The sequence below is a fragment of the Enterobacter sp. 18A13 genome (genome assembly GCF_007035975.1).
Classification (GTDB): Bacteria; Pseudomonadota; Gammaproteobacteria; order Enterobacterales; family Enterobacteriaceae; genus Enterobacter; species Enterobacter vonholyi.
Genome location: NZ_AP019634.1, coordinates 4442149 through 4460735 on the forward strand (window position 1 = coordinate 4442149; position 18587 = coordinate 4460735).

Here is an 18587-nt window from a genome sequence, read left to right on the forward strand (position 1 = left end):
CTGAAATGAAACAGGCGCTATTTTCAGCGCCTGAGAGAGAAACTTCAACGTTTAACGCAAAAACATTCGAACAGCCTAGAGAATATCGTTCAGCATCACGCCCACGCCGACGCGGGTCTGGTTGAAGTTGTAATCGATAAGCGACTCGCCGTAACCGCTGTAGACTTGTGTATAAAGGCGGACATGCTTGCTTACCGGATAGCTTAAGCCCACTTCCGCGCCGCCGTAGCCGGTGTTCCAGTTGTACTGACCTTTCGCACTCAGCACGGCATCACCTAACTGGTAGCCGACTTTAAGCTGGTAGTAGCCCATATATTTGGTGATGTCCGGGTTGTCATCAGTGCTGCCGACCACATACCACGGCTTCACTTCCACCATCCAGTTACCGTTCTGCGCCATCAGGCGCGTATAGGCACGGTTCCAGCTACGGGATGTCGGATCGGAACGTCCGTTAGAGTCATGGTTAAAGCCCACTTCCACATCGCGTAACGTCCAGCCCGCAAACTCATAATCCGTTGCAAAGCCGAGGAACAGCTGGGGCTCATAGTTGGTTTCGCGGAACGGCGAGGATTCCCCGCTGTTAGAGAGCTGCCACCAGGACTTCTGCGTATAGGAGGCACCAAACACCGAGTTCGGTCCCAGAATGCCGCGCCAGAACGGGAAAGCGAGGCTGAGCTGGAACTTCACCTCATCTTTACGCGCATTATCAGACCAGTTATAGGAGCTTATCGCCTCTTTGTTGAGATCGCTGGTCTGGGTGTAAATCACGTAGTTGGTGTCATACGGATAGAGCGTGAACGGATTGTCATGCTCCTGAAGAAGGTTCGCGATAATGCTACCGTGAACGGCAGGCTTATCATGCACCTCTTTGATTGTCGCTTCCTGCGCATATGCTGTGAGGGGCAGCGCAACCGCCGCCAGTAACCATGCCAGATACGTCCGCATCGGTGGTGTTCTCCTGCAAAAGAGTAAAATTAGCTAAATAGTTATGTGGCGGACATTCTACAGACTTCTGCGACAACTGCTGCATCCTCGTTTTTGAAAGTGGAATTCCTTGTTGCTGAGGCATAAAATCAACATTTCGTTAACAATAAGGATGTGATGCCTCATGTCAGCCATGCTTACCGCCGAAGAAGTGTTAAAACTCGTGGGCGAGATTTTTGTTTACCATATGCCGTTTAACCGCGCGCTGGGACTGGAGCTGGAGCGTTACGAGAAAGACTTTGCCCAGCTGAGCTTCAACAACCAGCCGATGATGGTAGGGAACTGGGCGCAAAGTATTTTGCACGGCGGCGTGATTGCCTCCGCGCTTGACGTGGCGGCAGGTCTGGTCTGCGTGGGCAGCACGCTGACCCGCCATGACACCATCAACGAAGACGAACTCCGCCAGCGTCTGGCGCGCATGGGCACCATCGATCTGCGCGTCGACTATCTTCGCCCGGGGCGCGGAAATCGCTTTACCTGTACCAGCAGCCTGCTGCGCGCGGGGAATAAAGTCGCCGTGGCGCGCGTTGAATTACACAACGAAGAACAGGTGTATATCGCCAGCGCAACCGCCACTTATATGGTGGGTTGAGGCGGCAAAATCGGGTAAAATTAATTCACTTTTTTGTAACGGATTTTCCCGATGGATGCTAAACAGACGCGGCAGGGCGTTTTACTCGCCCTTGCCGCTTATTTTATTTGGGGTATCGCCCCGGCGTATTTCAAGCTTATCGCCTACGTTCCGGCCGATGAGATCCTGACTCACCGCGTCATCTGGTCGTTCTTCTTTATGATTGCGCTGATGAGCCTCAGCCGTCAGTGGTCGGGCGTCAAAACGCTGCTGCAAACCCCGAAGAAGATCTTCCTGCTGGCACTTTCTGCCGTGCTGATTGGCGGCAACTGGCTGCTGTTTATCTGGGCGGTGAATAACCATCACATGCTCGAAGCGAGCCTGGGGTACTTCATTAACCCGCTGGTGAATATCGTGCTGGGGATGATTTTCCTCGGTGAGCGCTTCCGCCGGATGCAGTGGGTGGCGGTGATTCTGGCCTTCTGCGGCGTACTGGTGCAGCTCTGGACCTTCGGCTCGCTGCCGATTATTGCCCTCGGCCTGGCGTTCAGCTTTGCGTTCTACGGCCTGGTGCGTAAGAAGATTGCGGTAGAAGCGCAGACGGGGATGCTGTTTGAAACCTTGTGGCTGCTGCCCGTGGCGGCGATTTATCTTTTCGGCATCGCCGACAGCCCAACCAGCCACATGGGCAGCAACCCGTGGTCGCTAAACCTGATGCTGATGGCGGCGGGCGTGGTGACCACTATTCCACTGCTGTGCTTCACCGGTGCGGCGACGCGCCTGCGTCTCTCCACGCTGGGTTTCTTCCAGTACATTGGCCCGACGCTAATGTTCCTGCTGGCGGTGGTGTTTTACGGCGAGGTGCCGGGGGCGGATAAGATGGTGACGTTCGCCTTTATCTGGGTGGCGCTGGCGATTTTCGTCGCCGATGCGATTTATACCCAGCGCAGGGGGCGCAAAGGGCTGTGAAGTTGCCCTAACTCTAACCCTCTCCCACAGGGAGAGGGAATTCGATCGTAGGGCGGGTAAGCGCAGCGCCACCCGCCAGATTTTTACAGCCAGTTCCGGCGCTTAAAGTACAGATACGGCGCCAGCCCCGCGAGGATCATAAAGATAATCGCCCCCGGGTAACCAAAGCTCCACTTCAGCTCCGGCATAAACTCGAAGTTCATCCCATAGCTGGATGCCACCAGCGTTGGCGGCAGGAACACTACGGACACCACCGAGAAGATCTTGATGATGCGGTTCTGCTCGATGTTGATAAAGCCCATCGCCGCCTGCATCAGGAAGTTGACCTTCTGGAACAGGGATTCGTTGTGCGGCAGCAGGGATTCGATATCGCGCAGGATCTCACGCGCCTGCTCCAGCTGACCGCCCGGCAGACGCGCCTTGCGCACCAGGAAGTTCAGCGCGCGCTGGGTATCCATCAGACACAAACGCACCTTCCAGCCGATATCTTCCAGCTCAGCCAGCGTGGAGAGTGCCTCGTCGTACTCATCGCCCTGATGGCCTTCCATGATCACGCGGCTCAGCTTTTCCAGATCGCTATAGATGTTTTCAATTTCGTCCGCCAGCTGTTCAATTTTGGTCTCGAACAGATCGAGCAGCAGCTCGTAAGCGTTACCATCCACCATTGCCTGGCTGCGGGCGCGCATGCGGTAGAGACGGAATGCCGGCAGCTCGCGCTCGCGCAGCGTAAACAGGCGGCCATCGCGAATGGTAAACGCCACGGTGGAGTTACCCGCGTGGTCTTCCGCATCTTCAAAGAAGAAGAAGGAGTGAATATGCAGACCGTCTTCGTCTTCAAAAAAACGCGCGGATGCTTCGATGTCTTCCAGTTCCGGGCGGGTTGCCAGGCTTTGCCCCAGCTCAGATTGTACGCGAAGGCGCTCATCGTCGTCCGGCTCGACCAGATCCACCCATACGGCATCAATGAGGGGCTGTGACTCTTCGGCTTCAAGCCGAGTCAGTCGGTTATTTTCGAGTTGAAATGCGCTCAACATGACCGGGACTCCCAATGCAAAAAATATCGGACAGTTCGGTGGGCACACAGAAACAAATTGGGTTTCAGACCATTAAACAGCCTGACTCAGCGCGACGGGAATAATGCAGTCGCTGACAACCACTAAGGCCATCAGCAAGAGGAGATAGCCTTAGGAGTTGTTCCTGGATGACAGGGAATTGAGCCAGTATCTACTGGGTGTGTCCAAGGCGAATGTCCTCTTAGCGTAATCGTGCGCGCATGTTACGCCAGCTATAACTGTGGCGTCAACACGCAACGAAACGCTGAAGGGCATTAATTGACCTTCAACGTATAAGGCTAGCAGATTATTACAAAATAATGATATTTTTCTGTATGTTAGACTGTTTCCAGCTTCGCGTAGGCCGCCACCAGCCATTTAATCCCCTGCCCCTGGAACGCCACCTGCAGGCGGCTGTGCTCGCCGCTGCCTTCCAGATTCACAATGGTGCCTTCGCCAAACTTCGAATGGCGCACGCGCTGGCCCAGCTTGTAGCCAGTGTCGGTTTCCGCAATCGGCGAACCCATGCGCTGATGGCTGACAGGACGACTGATGCTCGCCCGCAGACGCACCTCCTCCACGCACTCTTCCGGCAGTTCACCGATAAAGCGCGATGGACGGTGATAGACCTCTTTACCGTACAGACGGCGGGTTTCCGCATAGGTCAGCGTCAGCTTCTGCATCGCGCGCGTCACGCCCACGTAGGCCAGACGGCGTTCCTCTTCCAGACGGCCGCCTTCATCCAGCGACATCTGGCTCGGGAACATCCCCTCTTCCATCCCGACGATGAACACCTGCGGGAACTCCAGTCCTTTGGCAGAGTGCAGGGTCATGAGCTGAACCGCATCCTGCCAGGTATCGGCCTGCCCTTCCCCCGCTTCCAGCGCGGCGTGGGAGAGGAACGCCTGCAGCGGCATCAGGTCTTCGTCTTCTTCGTTGTAGCTGAACTGGCGCGTTGCCGTGACCAGTTCCTCTAAGTTCTCAATACGGGTCTGGCCCTTCTCACCTTTTTCCTGCTCATACATGGTGCGCAGGCCGGAATCTTTAATCACCCGGTCGGTCTGCACGTGCAGCGGCATGTCGGCCGTTTCCTGCGCGAGGGCGTCAATCAGCTCAAGGAAGCGCTGCAATGCGCTGGCGGCACGTCCGGCAAGCGCTTTTTCCTGCAGCAGCTCGCGGCACGCCTGCCACAGCGTCAGCTGGCGGTCGCGCGAGGCCTGACGCACCACGTCCAGCGTACGGTCGCCAATCCCACGGGTGGGCGTGTTGACCACGCGTTCAAACGCCGCGTCGTCGTTACGGTTGGCAATCAGACGCAGATACGACAGCGCATCTTTGATTTCCTGACGTTCGAAGAAGCGCATGCCGCCATAAATGCGGTACGGCATGCTCACCTGCAGCAGCGCCTCTTCCAGCACGCGCGACTGGGCGTTGCTGCGGTAGAGAATGGCGCACTGCTCCAGCGCGCCGCCGTTGTCCTGCCAGGTTTTGATGCGGTTCACCACGAAGCGCGCTTCGTCGAGCTCGTTGAAGGCGCAGTAAATCGAAATCGGTTCGCCATCGACGCCGTCGGTCCACAGCTTTTTACCCAGACGCCCGTTGTTGTTCTCAATCAGGGCGTTGGCCGCGCTCAGGATGTTGCTGGTTGAGCGGTAGTTCTGCTCCAGACGGATGGTTTCCGCGCCGGGGAAATCGTTGAGGAAGCGCTGGATGTTCTCCACCTGCGCCCCGCGCCAGCCGTAGATCGACTGGTCATCATCGCCCACGATCATCACCTTGCCGGTATCGCCGGCCAGCAGGCGGATCCACGCGTACTGGATGTTGTTGGTATCCTGGAATTCGTCCACCAGGATATTGGTGAAGCGTTCACGGTAGTGCTGCAGGATGTGCGGTTTGTTCAGCCACAGCTCGTGGGCGCGCAGCAGCAGCTCGGCGAAATCCACCAGACCGGCGCGATCGCACGCTTCCTGATAGGCCTTGTAGACGTTCTGCCAGGTCTGCTCGACCGGGTTGCCGAAGCTCTGAATGTGGTGCGGGCGCAGCCCCTCGTCTTTCTGGCCGTTGATGTACCACATCGCCTGACGCGGCGGCCACTGCTTCTCGTCGAGGTTCATCGCCTTGATCAGCCGTTTCAGCAGACGGAGCTGGTCTTCGCTGTCGAGGATCTGGAAATCCTGCGGCAGGTTGGCGTCCATGTGGTGTGCGCGCAGCAGGCGGTGCGCCAGGCCGTGGAAGGTGCCGACCCACATGCCGCCCTGGCTGGTGCCCATCAGTTGGGCGATGCGGTGGCGCATCTCCGCCGCCGCCTTGTTGGTGAACGTGACCGCCATGATGGAGTACGGCGAGCAGTTTTCCACGCTCTGCAGCCAGGCGATACGGTGAACCAGCACGCGCGTCTTACCACTTCCCGCTCCAGCCAGCACCAGCAGGTTGGTGCGCGAGGCGGCAACCGCGTCACGCTGTTTGTCATTAAGGCTGTCGAGCAGGTAAGAAACGTCCATTGGCACCGTCACGTCATGTCGGGCAGGCGAATAGCATTCGCCAAAACCCTGTTAATTTATACAGAACAATTGATGATTATATCAGCGTCGTGAGGGATGCCAACCGTGAAATTTCCACGTGCGGCAGAAGACGGCTATCGGAGGCGATCATCAGGTCAGCGTTTTCCGGCTTGATCCAGCAGGCCTGCATCCCGCAGCGGATGGCGCCGGCCACGTCTGTGGTCAGGTCATCCCCCACGTGCAGGATCTCACCCAGCGGCAGGTTAAGCTTATCTGCCGCCAGATGGTACATGTCACTGAACGGCTTCGCGCGCCCGTGAGGACCCGCACGCAGCACGAATTCAAAATAATCGCTGAGGCCAAACAGCTCCGGCTGGGCATTGCCGTTGGTGATGGCCACCAGCGGCCACTTTTCGGCAAGCTTCGCCAGCGTGTCGTGGGTTTCCTGCGGCACGTCGATGCGGCTGCGCCATTTAGCAAAGTTTTCCATGGCCGCTTCCGCCCCAATGGCGGCATCCTGCGTGCTCAGACCCACGTTGAGCATCGCCTGCTCAACCGCGCGACGACGCCATTCGGTCACGTCGTGGTAAATGTCCGGCTCGGTCTCACGCAGGGACTGGCGCAGCTTCTGGAAGTCCTTGTTCTGTATCGCCTTCAGCGCGGGATGGTAGTTCTGCACAAACGCCAGGGACTCCTGCTCGGTGCGCAGGATCACCTCGCGGTTGTCATAAAGAGTGTCATCAAGGTCAAACGTCAGGGCTGAGATCTGACCGAGTGGGCGGTAAAAACGCATTATTTCCCCCGTTTGGCGCGTGGATGCGCCGCGTCATACACCGAGGCAAGGTGCTGGAAGTCTAAGTGGGTATAGATTTGAGTGGTCGACAGATTTGCGTGGCCAAGCAGTTCCTGCACGCCGCGCAGATCGCCGCTCGACTCAAGCATGTGTGTCGCAAAGGAGTGGCGCAGCTTGTGCGGGTGAACGTGGCTGTTCAGCCCCTGCTTAATGCCCCACTCCGCAAAGCGCTTCTGCACGTTACGCGCCGAGATCCGCTTGCCAAGCTTCGACAGGAACAGCGCATCTTCGTCGGAGCCAAACAGCCCGCGCAGGTCAAGCCAGTGCTCAATCCAGGAGACCGCATTGCGGCCAATCGGCAGGCGGCGCTCTTTGCTGCCCTTACCCATTACCCACACTTCGCCCGATTCCAGATCGAGATGCTTGAGGTCGAGGTTAACGAGCTCAGACAGACGTAACCCGGCACCGTACATCACCTCCAGCATCGCGCGGTCGCGCACGGCCAGCGGATCGTTCAGATCGATATCCAGCAGGCGGTTTACGTCGTCAACGTCGATATTTTTAGGCAGATGGCGCGGCGCCTTCGGCGTGGCGATCCCTTTTGCCGGGTTGGCTTTTAAGCCCCCCTGGCTGACCAGCCAGTCGAAGAAGCTGCGCAGCGCTGAGAGCCTGAGCGCCAGGCTCGCCGGGCTGAGATTTTTTTTACGGCTACGCACAACAAACCCGCGTACCGTCGCAGCGTCACATTGTTGCCAGCTTTTCAGGCCGATTTCGTCGGCGATCTGCATGATGGCATCAAGCTGACGCTGATAGTTAAGCAGCGTAATGGGGCTAAGCTGACGTTCCACGCCGAGATAGCGCAGAAAGCGCGAGACGTCAGTGGCGAGCAGTCCGTCCATCATACGCGCTCAATCCAGCGCTCCAGCAGCTCAGGCAGCATCAGGGCGATCTCCTGCAGCAGGTGCGTGGCTTGCCCCTGCTCGTAGTGATGCGCGTCGCGGCTGGTAAATAATATGACGCCCAGATCGCCATCGCGCCCCATCAGCGACATCGCCACCGAGCCAATCGCTTTGGCTTCCGGTAATACCACCAGCAGCTCAGGCCCGTTCAGCGGCCCCAGATAGTGGTGATCATGGCCCAGACGCTGAATGCGCAGCGGTTCAAATGCCTGACGGCTGAGAGCCAGATGGGTAAATCCCGACGGCGCGCCGATGCGCCAGCGGTCAGGGAAAAGACGAATCGTTGCGCCCGCCAGCCCCAGCTCGCGCGCCCAGCGGTGGAAACGGCTGAGGAACTCGTCGAGGCTGTGCGCCGACGCCAGACGCGCCTGCAGATGCAGCAGTCGATAGAACAGGCTTTCGTTGGTGCTGGCCTGCTCCATCAGCAGCGTCATGTTCTCTTCAAGCTGGCTGATGTGGTTGCGCGAGCGCGCCATGTGCCATTCGACCAGCGACACGGTTCCGCGAACCGGGTGCGGCACGCGCATCTCTTCGACGGCGCGTGCATTGCGAATAAAAAACTCAGGATTGCGCAGCAGATAATCAACAACAGCCCTGTCGTCCAGTTCCGTCACTGTTTCCTGCAGTTCTTCCCCTGGTTGTTTCATAGATGGATAAACCCGTCATAGACATGTGCCGCCGGGCCAGTCATATACAGTGGATGACCCGGTCCTTTCCAGGCGATATCAAGCCGACCGCCCGGTAATTCCACGCGAACCTCTTCAGCCAGTACCCCCTGGGAGATGCCCACGGCCACCGCAGCACAGGCACCGCTTCCGCAGGCCTGAGTCTCACCCGCGCCGCGCTCGTAAACCCGCAGGCGAATGTGTTCGCGCTTCACCACCTGCATAAAGCCGATGTTCGCGCGCTCCGGGAAACGTTCGTGGCTTTCCAGTACCGGGCCGAGCGTTTCGACCGCGGCAGTTTCCACATCATCAACCTGAATCACGCAGTGTGGGTTACCCATTGAGACGACGCCGCACAATACTGTCTGCTCGGCCGCACGCATAATATAGGTCTTTTCCGCTTTGTTTGCGCGAAACGGCACGACGGAGGGCTCGAAGTTAGGCTCGCCCATGTTCACGCGCACCAGCTCATCATCGGTGACGCTGAGCACCATGCGACCATTGGCCGTGCTGACGCGAATATCACGCTTGTTGGTCAGCCCTTTCAGGCGGACAAAGCGGGCGAAACAGCGCGCGCCGTTGCCGCACTGGTTAACTTCGCTGCCGTCCGCGTTAAAAATACGGTAGTGGAAATCAAGATCGGGATCGTACGGTGGCTCGACCACCAGCAGCTGATCGAACCCCACGCCCAGATGCCGATCCGCCAGGCGACGGATCAGTTCAGGCGAGAAAAACACATTCTGCGTTACCGCGTCGACGACCATAAAATCGTTGCCAAGGCCATGCATTTTAGAGAACTGCATCATTTGCTCCATTGCGCGGGTACAGAACGTTGTCGTCAGAGATTAACCTGAGTCGGGCCACCGTTGTCGCCACGGTCGTTAGTATTTGGCGTGGTAGACTCAATGCCGCTGTTAACCGGTTTCGTCGGCGGCGGCGCGGTTTTATCCGCAGGCGGAAAGTACAGTGGTCCCTTCAGTCCGCAGCCAGTCAGGCTAAACAGCGTGATGAGAACGGCAAGCGTTCGGAAAGCGTTTTTCATTATAAAGTTGCCCGTAAGTTCAAATCTGTTTCTATCATCGCAGGAGAAGACACAAAAGCAAGAGTTTGCCGCTTTCCTGCAACGGGAATTATTTAGGGTTATACTGCCGGCATCACGAAAAACAGGAACAAAACCATGAACGACAGTGAATTCCATCGCCTTGCCGACAACCTGTGGATGACCATCGAAGAGCGTCTTGACGACTGGGACGGTGACAGCGATATCGATTGTGAAATCAACGGCGGCATTCTGACCCTGAGCTTCGAAAATGGCAGCAAAATTATTATTAACCGCCAGGAGCCGCTTCACCAGGTGTGGCTGGCCGCTAAACAGGGCGGCTATCATTTCGATCTAAAAGACGGGGAATGGGTTTGCGACCGTAGCGGCGTACCGTTCTGGGATCTGCTGGAACAGGCGGCGACCGCGCAGGCGGGTGAGAACGTGAGTTTCAGGTAGTTTTCTTGCCCGGTGGCGGCTGCGCCTTACCGGGCCTACACGGCTCGAACCGTAGGCCGGGTAAGCGTGAGCGCCACCCGGCGAAAAGGCTCAGGAGAAATACTGCTGCAACAGCGGGGCGGTGTCCTGATTGGCAGGCGCGGCAGGCGTGACGGATTGGGTGCGGAACGGAATCACCTGCGTACGGCCGTCGACGTTCACAATCTGGTAGAACTGCGGCAGGTTAAAGTTGATAAAGCTTGAGCCGTAGGTAAAGCGGTCATGCGAAGAGGAGTAGAAGCGGCTGACATCGCGCACCAGCTCCTCTTTACTGCCTTCACAATGGTGATATACCTCGGCGCGGTTAGTCTCATCCAGAATGTAGATGTTGAATCCGGCATCGTCGCCCGACTCTTCAAAGAAGAACTGAATAATCCCTTCACTGGCGAATCCGTCCACCACCTGCGGGAGCTTAACGTGGTTGGTTTCCACCTGCACCGACAGGCCATGCAGCTTGTTGTGTGAAATCGCGCCGTAAAACTCGATGGCGTTTTCCAGCTTCTGTACCGACACGTTCAGGCGCTCGAAGAACAGTCCCCAGGTCTGACCGGAGACGCGCAGCGCTTTAAAGCGGCCTGTTTCCTGACGGGTACTGGAGAGACGCAGTTCGATACACTCAGAAACCAGCTGCTGCACGCGGGTGCGAATTAAACCGCGCAGGTGCTGGCTGTAGCAGAACACTTCCACGCTGTCCGGCGGCGCGGCATCCTGGTGCATCTTGCCAAGAATGGTTTTCAGCGCTTCGATCATTGCCTGCTCGCCGTTGAAGTGCAGGGTACGCACTTCGTTCCACGAGTTGCGGTACAACAGATCGACACTGCCTACCAGGCAGTTTTGCTGCTCGCCAAAGCTAAAGACGTCCAGCTTGCGGAAGTCAAAGTGAACCACCTGATTGCGGAAGGCCGCCGTCGGGTCGTATTCCAGGTTGACGATAATCGCCAGATGGCGAATCTCACACGGGCTGTAGAGCGCTTTCGGCGTAGGGGCAGGCAGACGCAGCGGGAAGTGGTGCGATACATCCGTGACCATCTCCTGCAGCTTAGCAAGATCAACCACCTCGTTGCCTTTGATAAACAGGCGCGTGCGCGAGGTCAGCAGACCGTTAAACCAGGCCCAGGCCACCAGCTTGTTCAGGTAGCGGTTATACTCCAGCGGCTGATGGCTGATAATTGAATCCATGCTTGGCGCACGGTTGTACAGATACCACCCGGTGCGGTTCGCGCGGCCCGGCGGTACGTAGATAAAGGTCAGATTCGGTTCTGACAGGTCTGGCGAAATCTGCGGGTTAACCAGGGTGACTTTACCCGGCAGCGCTTCAAACGCGGCGTAAAGCTTACGGGTCAATACCCCGATGTCCTGCGGGCTGGCAGAAACGCTGAGGTTGTTACGGCGCGCAAAGCGGATCAGGTTGCGGTAGCTTTGCATCATCGCATCGAGCAGTTCGTTGTGCGCTTCACGCACCTGATCGATTTTCCAGTTGGCCCGGTTATCGAGCATGGACAGACGCGCTTCGTCCCATCCCCACTCTTTCACTAACTGACTGACCACTTCACGACGCCAGCCCACGCAGGCGCGTTCGCGGCTCAATTTCTCACAGACTTTGAGATAGAAACATCGACGCACCAGGTCAAGACGCGTGGTGTCATCGATGGCTTTCAGGTACTCGGTTACGCGCTCCAGCATCATGCAGTAGGCGTCCAGCCCGAAGGAGACGATTTCCCCGTCGTGCAGACGCTGCTTGATATCTTTCGCCAGCAGGCGCGGCGTAGGGTATTCCCAGGAATAGGCTTCCAGCAGCAGCGTTTTCAGCACCGCTTTATACGGTGAGTCGATACTCTTATAGAGCTGCCAGAGGCTTGCGCCAAAATACTCTTCTGCTGACAGAGAGCTGAGGCCGCCGAGATCCAGCCATTCGTTTGGCGTCAGTACGCCCTGCGCGTAAAGCGACATGACGTAGTCATCGTAATGCTCTTCTTCTTCGCACGGGACCATATTCCACAGAATACGCTTCCCGGCCAGACGCACAGCAGTACGGTAGAATTCATCCAGCAATAAGATGTGCTGAGTCGAGCCGCAGTCCTCACCACCCAGACTGCCGCTTTCGTTATGGCGGAAACGGTTTTCATCAATAAGGAAGAAGCTCACTTCCACGCCGAGCGAGGCCGCCCAGCTCTCCAGCAGGCTGCATTTACGCTGCAGTAGCTGACGCTCGTCGTTATCGAGCCAGGACTGATGACAGACCCAGATGTCCAGGTCCGAAGAACAGCTTTGCCCTACCGATGAGGTGCTCCCCATTGAGTAAACGCCGGTAATAGGCAGTTCACCTTTTGGAGATTCCTGTGGCGGCATGCCGCGGTAAAGTTCCAGCTCGTTCAGATAATGCTGTTGGGTTTCATCAGGCGTGAAAAGGCAAATGCCCTGGGGAACGTTACCGTCAAGGTAGCCAGGCATCAGCGGATGGTGATAGTGCAATAATGTCGGCAGCAGACTGTATACCTGCTGGAAAGCAGGGCCCATGGCAGCAAGCGCGCGATCCACACGCAGTTGATTTATGGCATCCAGTCTCTGTTTCAGAGTCTCAATATAGAGGTACAAGACGTATCGCCTGATGTTTCCGGGTGTCGCAAGCTATTCAAAACACGAGTAACAGCGGACCCGCAGTATTTCAAAAAGATAACCGTTACCCTTTTTCGCCTTTATCATTTTTGGTGGTACCGACGAAAAAATGGTCTAAAACGTGATCAATTTAACACCTTGCCGGTTGACCGTAAAGAAAGATGCGCTACATACAAGTGTAGCACCGTTCTGTACGTGTAAATTCCTGAATACGGCTCTGGCTGACGAATACGCCGCCTTGTCCCTCTCACGCTCATCAACCGTAAAACTGCCATCCCAGAGTCAACAATGTTAGGATGGTTAGCGATTGATAATGACGGTAACAAGCATGTTAGACAATGTTTTGAGAATTGCCACACGCCAAAGCCCTCTCGCGCTCTGGCAGGCACATTATGTGAAGCAGCGCCTGGAAGCCTGCCACAGTGGATTGCGCGTCGAGCTGGTGCCGATGGTCACACGCGGTGACGTGATCCTCGATACGCCCCTGGCGAAAGTGGGCGGCAAAGGCCTGTTTGTCAAAGAACTGGAACTGGCATTGCTTGAGAACCGCGCCGATATCGCCGTACATTCGATGAAAGACGTGCCCGTCGAGTTCCCGGAAGGGCTGGGACTGGTGACCATCTGCGAGCGCGAAGATCCGCGCGATGCGTTTGTCTCCAACCACTACGACTCGCTCGACGCGCTGCCGGAGGGTAGCGTGGTTGGCACGTCCAGTTTACGCCGTCAGTGTCAGCTGGCGGAGCGCCGTCCTGACCTGATCATCCGCTCACTGCGCGGTAACGTCGGAACGCGTCTGGGCAAGCTGGATAACGGCGATTACGATGCCATTATCCTCGCCGTTGCCGGTCTGAAGCGTCTGGGGCTGGAGTCGCGCATTCGCGTGGCGTTGCCGCCAGAGCTGTCGCTGCCGGCCGTGGGCCAGGGTGCAGTCGGCATCGAGTGCCGCCTGAACGATGCGCGTACCCGCGAACTGCTCGCACCGCTGAACCATGACGAGACCGCTACCCGCGTAAAAGCGGAGCGGGCGATGAATACCCGCCTCGAAGGCGGGTGCCAGGTTCCAATTGGCAGCTATGCTGAATTGACGAATGGCGAACTGTGGCTGCGCGCGCTGGTGGGCGCCCCTGACGGTTCGCAGATGGTACGCGGCGAACGTCGCGGCAAGGCGCAAGATGCCGAGCAGCTTGGCGTGTCGCTGGCGGAAGAATTACTGGATAACGGCGCCCGCGAGATTCTGGCTGACGTTTACAACGGAGAACCCCCTGCATGAGTATTCTCGTCACCCGCCCTTCTCCCGCAGGAGAGCAGTTAGTGAGCCGTCTGCGCGCACTGGGGCAGGTGGCCTGGAGTTTTCCTCTCATTGAATTCTCCCCCGGTCGGGAGCTCTCTGCGCTCGCCGACCAGATGAATACCCTTCAGGACGGCGACCTGCTGTTTGCGCTGTCGCAACATGCGGTGGAATTTGCCCATGCGCAGCTGCAACAGCAGAGTTTGGCCTGGCCAGTTGCCCCCCGCTATTTCGCGATTGGCCGAACAACGGCACTGGCGCTGCATACAGTAAGCAGCGCGGACGTTCGTTACCCGTTAGATCGGGAAATCAGTGAAGTCTTGCTACAATTACCTGAATTACAAACTATTGCCGGAAAGCGTGCGCTCATTTTGCGCGGCAACGGTGGCCGCGAGCTGCTGGGTGAAACGCTGCATGAACGTGGTGCCGACGTAACGTTCGTTGAGTGCTATCAGCGCTGTGCAAAACACTACGATGGCGCGGAAGAGGCGATGCGCTGGCACGCGCGCGGCATTAATACGCTGGTGGTCACCAGCGGTGAAATGTTACAACAGCTTTGGTCGCTGATACCGCTTTGGTATCGCGAAAACTGGTTACTCCGCTGTCGGCTTCTGGTCGTCAGTGAGCGTCTGGCGAACCAGGCCCGGGAACTGGGCTGGCAGGATATTCGGATCGCTGATAACGCCGACAACGATGCGCTGCTGCGCGCATTACAATAACTCTCAAATGGGAAGCCATAATGACGGAACACGACAAATCCTCCGCCGTGGTTGAAGAGACCAGGGAGACTGTGGAGACGACGCCACAGCCAGAGACGACTGAGAAAACCGCTGAGAAGAAAAACAGCAGCAACAAAACAAGCCTCGCGCTGAGCGCGATTGCCATCGCCATTGCGCTGGCAGCGGGGGTTGGCCTGTACGGGCTGGTGAAACAACAGAGCGCTAACCAGACGTCCACCAGCGACGCGCTGGTGAATCAGCTCACTGCCCTGCAAAAAGAGCAGGAGACGCAGAAAGACGAGCTGGAAGCCGTGATTAAGCAGCAGGCCGCCGCGCTTGCCGAAGCGAACGGTAAACAGGAAGAGCTGACTAAACAGCTGGGTGAAGTACAGCAGAAAGTCGCCACGATTTCCGGCACCGATGCCAAAACCTGGCTGCTCTCGCAGGCCGACTTCCTGGTGAAGCTCGCCGGACGTAAGCTCTGGAGCGACCAGGACGTGACCACCGCCGCCGCACTGCTGAAAAGCGCCGATGCAAGCCTGGCCGACATGAACGATCCAAGCCTTATCACCGCCCGTCGCGCGATTACCGAAGACATCGCCAGCCTCTCCGCCGTCTCACAGGTGGATTACGACGGCATTATCCTTAAAGTGAATCAGCTGTCGAATCAGATTGATAACCTGCAGCTCGCGGATAACAACGACGACGACTCCCCGATGGATTCCGACGGTACCGAGCTTTCCAGTTCCCTGAGCGAATGGCGCATAAACCTGCAAAAAAGCTGGCAGAACTTTATGGACAGCTTTATCACGATCCGCCGTCGCGACGAAACTGCCGTACCGCTGCTCGCGCCGAACCAGGACATCTATCTGCGCGAGAACATTCGTTCCCGCCTGCTGGTGGCGGCCCAGGCCGTGCCGCGTCATCAGGAAGAGACCTATAAACAGGCGCTGGATAACGTCTCAACGTGGGTACGCGCCTACTACAACACCGATGATGCGACGACCACCGCCTTCCTCGAAGACATTGATAAGTTAAGCCAGCAGAACATCACCATGAACGTGCCGGACAAGCTGGCCAGCCAGCCGATTCTGGAGAAACTGATGCAGACGCGCGTACGCAATCTTCTGGCGCAGCCGGGTGTACCTGCAGAGCAGACGAGCGGAGCGGCACCTGTTCCGGCTGCTGCGCCTGAAAGCGCACCGCAAGGAGAGTAATGATGCTAAAAGTTCTCTTACTCTTCATCCTGCTGATCGCCGGGATCGTCCTGGGGCCTATGCTTGCGGGTCATCAGGGTTATGTCCTGATCCAGACCGATAACTACAACATTGAAACCAGCGTAACGGGTCTGACGATCATTCTGATCCTCGGCGTGGTGGTGCTGTTTGCGATCGAGTGGATCCTGCGCCGTATTTTTCGTACCGGTGCCCATACGCGCGGCTGGTTCGTTGGCCGTAAGCGTCGCCGCGCCCGTAAACAGACCGAGCAGGCGCTGCTTAAGCTCGCCGAGGGTGACTATCAGCAGGTTGAAAAGCTCATGTCGAAAAACGCCGACCACGCCGAACAGCCGGTAGTAAACTATCTGCTGGCGGCCGAAGCGGCGCAGCAGCGCGGTGATGAAGCCCGCGCTAATCAGCACCTGGAGCGGGCGGCTGAGCTGGCTCACGGCGACCCGATTCCGGTAGAAATTACGCGCGTTCGTCTGCAGCTGGCACGTAATGAGAATCACGCGGCTCGCCACGGTATCGACCGTCTGCTGGAAGTCGCGCCGCGTCATCCGGAAGTGCTGCGCCTTGCCGAGCAGGCCTATATTCGTACCGGCGCCTGGGGCTCACTGCTGGACATCATTCCGTCAATGGCGAAGGCCGAGGTAGGCGACGATGAACATCGTGACGAGCTTCAGCGTCTGGCGTGGATTGGCCTGATGGATCAGGCGCGCGCTGACCTGGGCAGCGACGGTCTGAAAACGTGGTGGAAGAATCAGAGCCGTAAAACGCGCCAGCAGGTTCCTCTGCAGGTGGCGATGGCGGAACATCTCATCGAGTGTGACGATCACGACACGGCTCAGGAGATCCTCCTCGACGGTCTGAAGCGCCAGTACGACGATCGCCTGGTGATGGTGATCCCGCGCCTGAAAACCAACAATCCTGAGCAAATCGAAAAAGTGCTGCGCCAGCAGATTAAAACCGTTGGTGACCGCCCGCTGCTGTGGAGCACGCTTGGCCAGTCGTTGATGAAGCACGGCGAATGGCAGGAGGCAAGCCTCGCCTTCCGCGCGGCGCTGAAGCAGCGTCCGGATGCCTTCGACTACGCGTGGCTTGCCGATACGCTGGACAAGCAGCATAAGCCGGAAGAGGCGGCCGCCATGCGCCGTGATGGGCTGTTGCTGACGCTGCAAAATAACGGTACGCAGCAGTAATTCATCAGGAGGCCAGATGGCCTCCTTTTTTTATCGCATTTCTCCTGCTACATTCTTTACACCCGCATCCGCAAACGAACCCGCCAATGTAACGATGTCTTTTCATTAACTTTTTTTCACACACGCGCACTTTCTGCAGCGTGGACTAAATCGTTTTTGAAAGGAAATCGTCATGAACTCGCTTTTATATGCGCTTATTGAAGCGCTGCGCTGCCACCGCTGGCTGCGCCTGCTTGCCTGTGCTTTTATCTTTTCTTCGCTGGGGAATGGCTTAACCCAGGTCGTGGTCTTCGGCTTGCTGTTAGCGTGGTCAGCTCCGCCCGGTCTGCTCACACTCGCTTTTCTTTTCGCTACGATACCGGGATTTATCGGCAGTACGATCGGCGAAAAGCTGTGCTCACGCTGTTCTCCGATATCCCTGCTGCTACTGACCGAAGGGCTGGGCCTGCTCGCCCTGCTCTTTCCCCTGCTTGGCGTGGGTTACCACAGCGTTGCCGCATTGCTCGCTGTGCAATCCACCGAGGCGATGCTCAGCGGGATGAGCTGGCCCGCGCTGACGTTGCTCTTTAAGCGCGGTCTCAGCGAAGCAGAGCTGCCTGCTGCAACCTGTCTGGAAAATGTGATTTTTGCTTCGCAGGTATTATTAGGGACAGGCCTGGGCGTGGTGCTGTTCCAGAAGACGTCCGTGTTTACCCTGCTGGCCATTGATGCCGCCAGCTTTCTCGGATCACTGCTCATGCTATGGCTGGCTGGACGCCGGTTTTCTGCGCCTTCACTCCCGCCCCTCGAGGAAGAGGAAGCCCCTGCGGCATTATGCTGGCGGACGTTGACCGTTCGGCAGAAACGCAGTCTGCTCATCCTGCCGTCGCTGGCGGCCGTTGGCTCACCGGCCATGGCGCTGCTTCCGGCCCTGGCACAGCAAATCCATCCTCAGGATGCGGCGGGTCTTGCCCTGCCTCTGCTTTTTGCAAGGAGCATGGGACAGCTTTGCGGCCCCATGCTGCTAAAAAAAGAGAGTCTGACGCGCTTTGCCGCTCGCACACCGCGCATCATCGTTTGTCTGGGCATCTTTCTGGCCGCTTATGGCATGCTGCCGTTTTTGTCCGGGTGGATGGCATGTGCGCTGGGGATGATCTTTATCGCGCATCTGGCCTCGAATATTCTGTTCGCGGCCGGGACGTTTGGCGTACTTAGTAGTTTTCATCTCACGCAAACCGCTTCGGCCAGCGGGAAAGCCTGGCGCTGGCAAACGCTCAGCGCTTCTCTTTTCACCAGTATCGCAGCGGCAGTGGCTGCCGGGTTTGGCTCAGTAGCGGCACTCTATGCTGTCTCCGCAACGGCTCTGGTGATGGTTGCCCTGATCGTGCACCGGTATCGGGAATAAGGAATAAAAAAACGCCTGCTATAAAAGCAGGCGTTAAAACAGGTCTGTAAGACAACATATTTGGTGCTTCACTCAACGTTGTGTCCATGGTGTCTGATGAGGCCGAAGCGACATCTGTCAGTGGACGATA

Annotated in this window: 18 protein-coding genes; 8 read left to right on the forward strand and 10 right to left on the reverse strand. The window is 57.4% G+C overall.

Annotated elements, in window-relative coordinates; all coding sequences use genetic code 11:
• Positions 1–75 precede the first annotated feature (75 nt).
• Positions 76–945, reverse strand: a complete 870-nt coding sequence (gene pldA, locus FOY93_RS21475) for a phospholipase A (RefSeq protein WP_133295316.1) — start codon at positions 943–945, stop codon at positions 76–78.
• A 163-nt stretch (positions 946–1108) separates the two neighbouring features.
• On the opposite strand from pldA, the gene yigI reads away from it, so the two are divergent.
• Positions 1109–1576: an acyl-CoA thioesterase YigI gene (yigI, locus tag FOY93_RS21480; RefSeq protein WP_008501538.1), complete on the forward strand. Its 468-nt coding sequence runs from the start codon at positions 1109–1111 to the stop codon at positions 1574–1576.
• Positions 1577–1627: 51 nt separating this feature from the next.
• Positions 1628–2524 carry an EamA family transporter RarD gene (gene rarD / locus FOY93_RS21485; protein ID WP_008501539.1) on the forward strand — a complete coding sequence of 299 codons (897 nt, stop codon included), beginning with the start codon at positions 1628–1630 and terminating at the stop codon, positions 2522–2524.
• Between the two features lie 83 nt (positions 2525–2607).
• Here the strand turns inward: rarD and corA are convergent, their stop codons facing one another.
• The 8 genes from corA to lptM form a co-directional block, all read right to left on the reverse strand.
• Complete coding sequence (gene corA, locus FOY93_RS21490; protein WP_008501540.1) at positions 2608–3558, reverse strand: magnesium/cobalt transporter CorA; 951 nt, start codon at positions 3556–3558, stop codon at positions 2608–2610.
• Positions 3559–3708: 150 nt separating this feature from the next.
• Complete coding sequence (gene ysgD, locus FOY93_RS23785; RefSeq protein WP_212743980.1) at positions 3709–3765, reverse strand: YsgD/CorL family protein; 57 nt, start codon at positions 3763–3765, stop codon at positions 3709–3711.
• A 149-nt stretch (positions 3766–3914) separates the two neighbouring features.
• The gene (gene uvrD, locus FOY93_RS21495) at positions 3915–6077 is read right to left on the reverse strand and encodes a DNA helicase II (protein WP_032646073.1); all 2163 of its coding nucleotides are present in this window, start codon (positions 6075–6077) and stop codon (positions 3915–3917) included.
• 76 nt (positions 6078–6153) lie between these two features.
• Complete coding sequence (gene yigB, locus FOY93_RS21500; RefSeq protein WP_111963534.1) at positions 6154–6870, reverse strand: 5-amino-6-(5-phospho-D-ribitylamino)uracil phosphatase YigB; 717 nt, start codon at positions 6868–6870, stop codon at positions 6154–6156.
• Positions 6870–7772: a tyrosine recombinase XerC gene (gene xerC / locus FOY93_RS21505; protein ID WP_136196061.1), complete on the reverse strand. Its 903-nt coding sequence runs from the start codon at positions 7770–7772 to the stop codon at positions 6870–6872. The genes yigB and xerC overlap by 1 nt, the downstream gene beginning before the upstream one ends.
• Positions 7769–8476: a DUF484 domain-containing protein gene (locus tag FOY93_RS21510; protein WP_133295321.1), complete on the reverse strand. Its 708-nt coding sequence runs from the start codon at positions 8474–8476 to the stop codon at positions 7769–7771. Before FOY93_RS21510 ends, xerC begins: the two co-directional genes overlap by 4 nt.
• A complete protein-coding gene (gene dapF, locus FOY93_RS21515) occupies positions 8473–9297 on the reverse strand; it encodes a diaminopimelate epimerase (protein ID WP_111963532.1) in 825 nt (274 codons plus the stop codon). Before dapF ends, FOY93_RS21510 begins: the two co-directional genes overlap by 4 nt.
• A 35-nt stretch (positions 9298–9332) precedes the next feature.
• Positions 9333–9536, reverse strand: coding sequence for an LPS translocon maturation chaperone LptM (gene lptM, locus FOY93_RS21520; RefSeq protein ID WP_024907980.1), 204 nt, complete (start codon positions 9534–9536; stop codon positions 9333–9335).
• A 135-nt stretch (positions 9537–9671) separates the two neighbouring features.
• On the opposite strand from lptM, the gene cyaY reads away from it, so the two are divergent.
• Entirely contained in the window at positions 9672–9992 is a 321-nt protein-coding gene (cyaY, locus tag FOY93_RS21525; protein WP_111963531.1) for an iron donor protein CyaY, read from the forward strand.
• Positions 9993–10082: 90 nt separating this feature from the next.
• Here the strand turns inward: cyaY and cyaA are convergent, their stop codons facing one another.
• Positions 10083–12626, reverse strand: coding sequence for a class I adenylate cyclase (cyaA, locus tag FOY93_RS21530; protein ID WP_143345648.1), 2544 nt, complete (start codon positions 12624–12626; stop codon positions 10083–10085).
• Between the two features lie 349 nt (positions 12627–12975).
• Between cyaA and hemC the strand changes: the two genes are divergently transcribed.
• From hemC to FOY93_RS21555, 5 genes are all read left to right on the forward strand, one after another.
• The gene (gene hemC / locus FOY93_RS21535) at positions 12976–13917 is read left to right on the forward strand and encodes a hydroxymethylbilane synthase (RefSeq protein ID WP_143345649.1); all 942 of its coding nucleotides are present in this window, start codon (positions 12976–12978) and stop codon (positions 13915–13917) included.
• A complete protein-coding gene (gene hemD, locus FOY93_RS21540; protein ID WP_133295324.1) occupies positions 13914–14654 on the forward strand; it encodes a uroporphyrinogen-III synthase in 741 nt (246 codons plus the stop codon). The genes hemC and hemD overlap by 4 nt, the downstream gene beginning before the upstream one ends.
• Positions 14655–14674: 20 nt before the next feature.
• Positions 14675–15871, forward strand: coding sequence for a uroporphyrinogen-III C-methyltransferase (hemX, locus tag FOY93_RS21545; RefSeq protein WP_143345650.1), 1197 nt, complete (start codon positions 14675–14677; stop codon positions 15869–15871).
• A gap of 2 nt (positions 15872–15873) precedes the next feature.
• The gene (hemY, locus tag FOY93_RS21550) at positions 15874–17073 is read left to right on the forward strand and encodes a protoheme IX biogenesis protein HemY (RefSeq protein ID WP_008501551.1); all 1200 of its coding nucleotides are present in this window, start codon (positions 15874–15876) and stop codon (positions 17071–17073) included.
• Between the two features lie 172 nt (positions 17074–17245).
• The gene (locus tag FOY93_RS21555; protein ID WP_143345651.1) at positions 17246–18457 is read left to right on the forward strand and encodes an MFS transporter; all 1212 of its coding nucleotides are present in this window, start codon (positions 17246–17248) and stop codon (positions 18455–18457) included.
• Positions 18458–18587 lie beyond the last annotated feature (130 nt).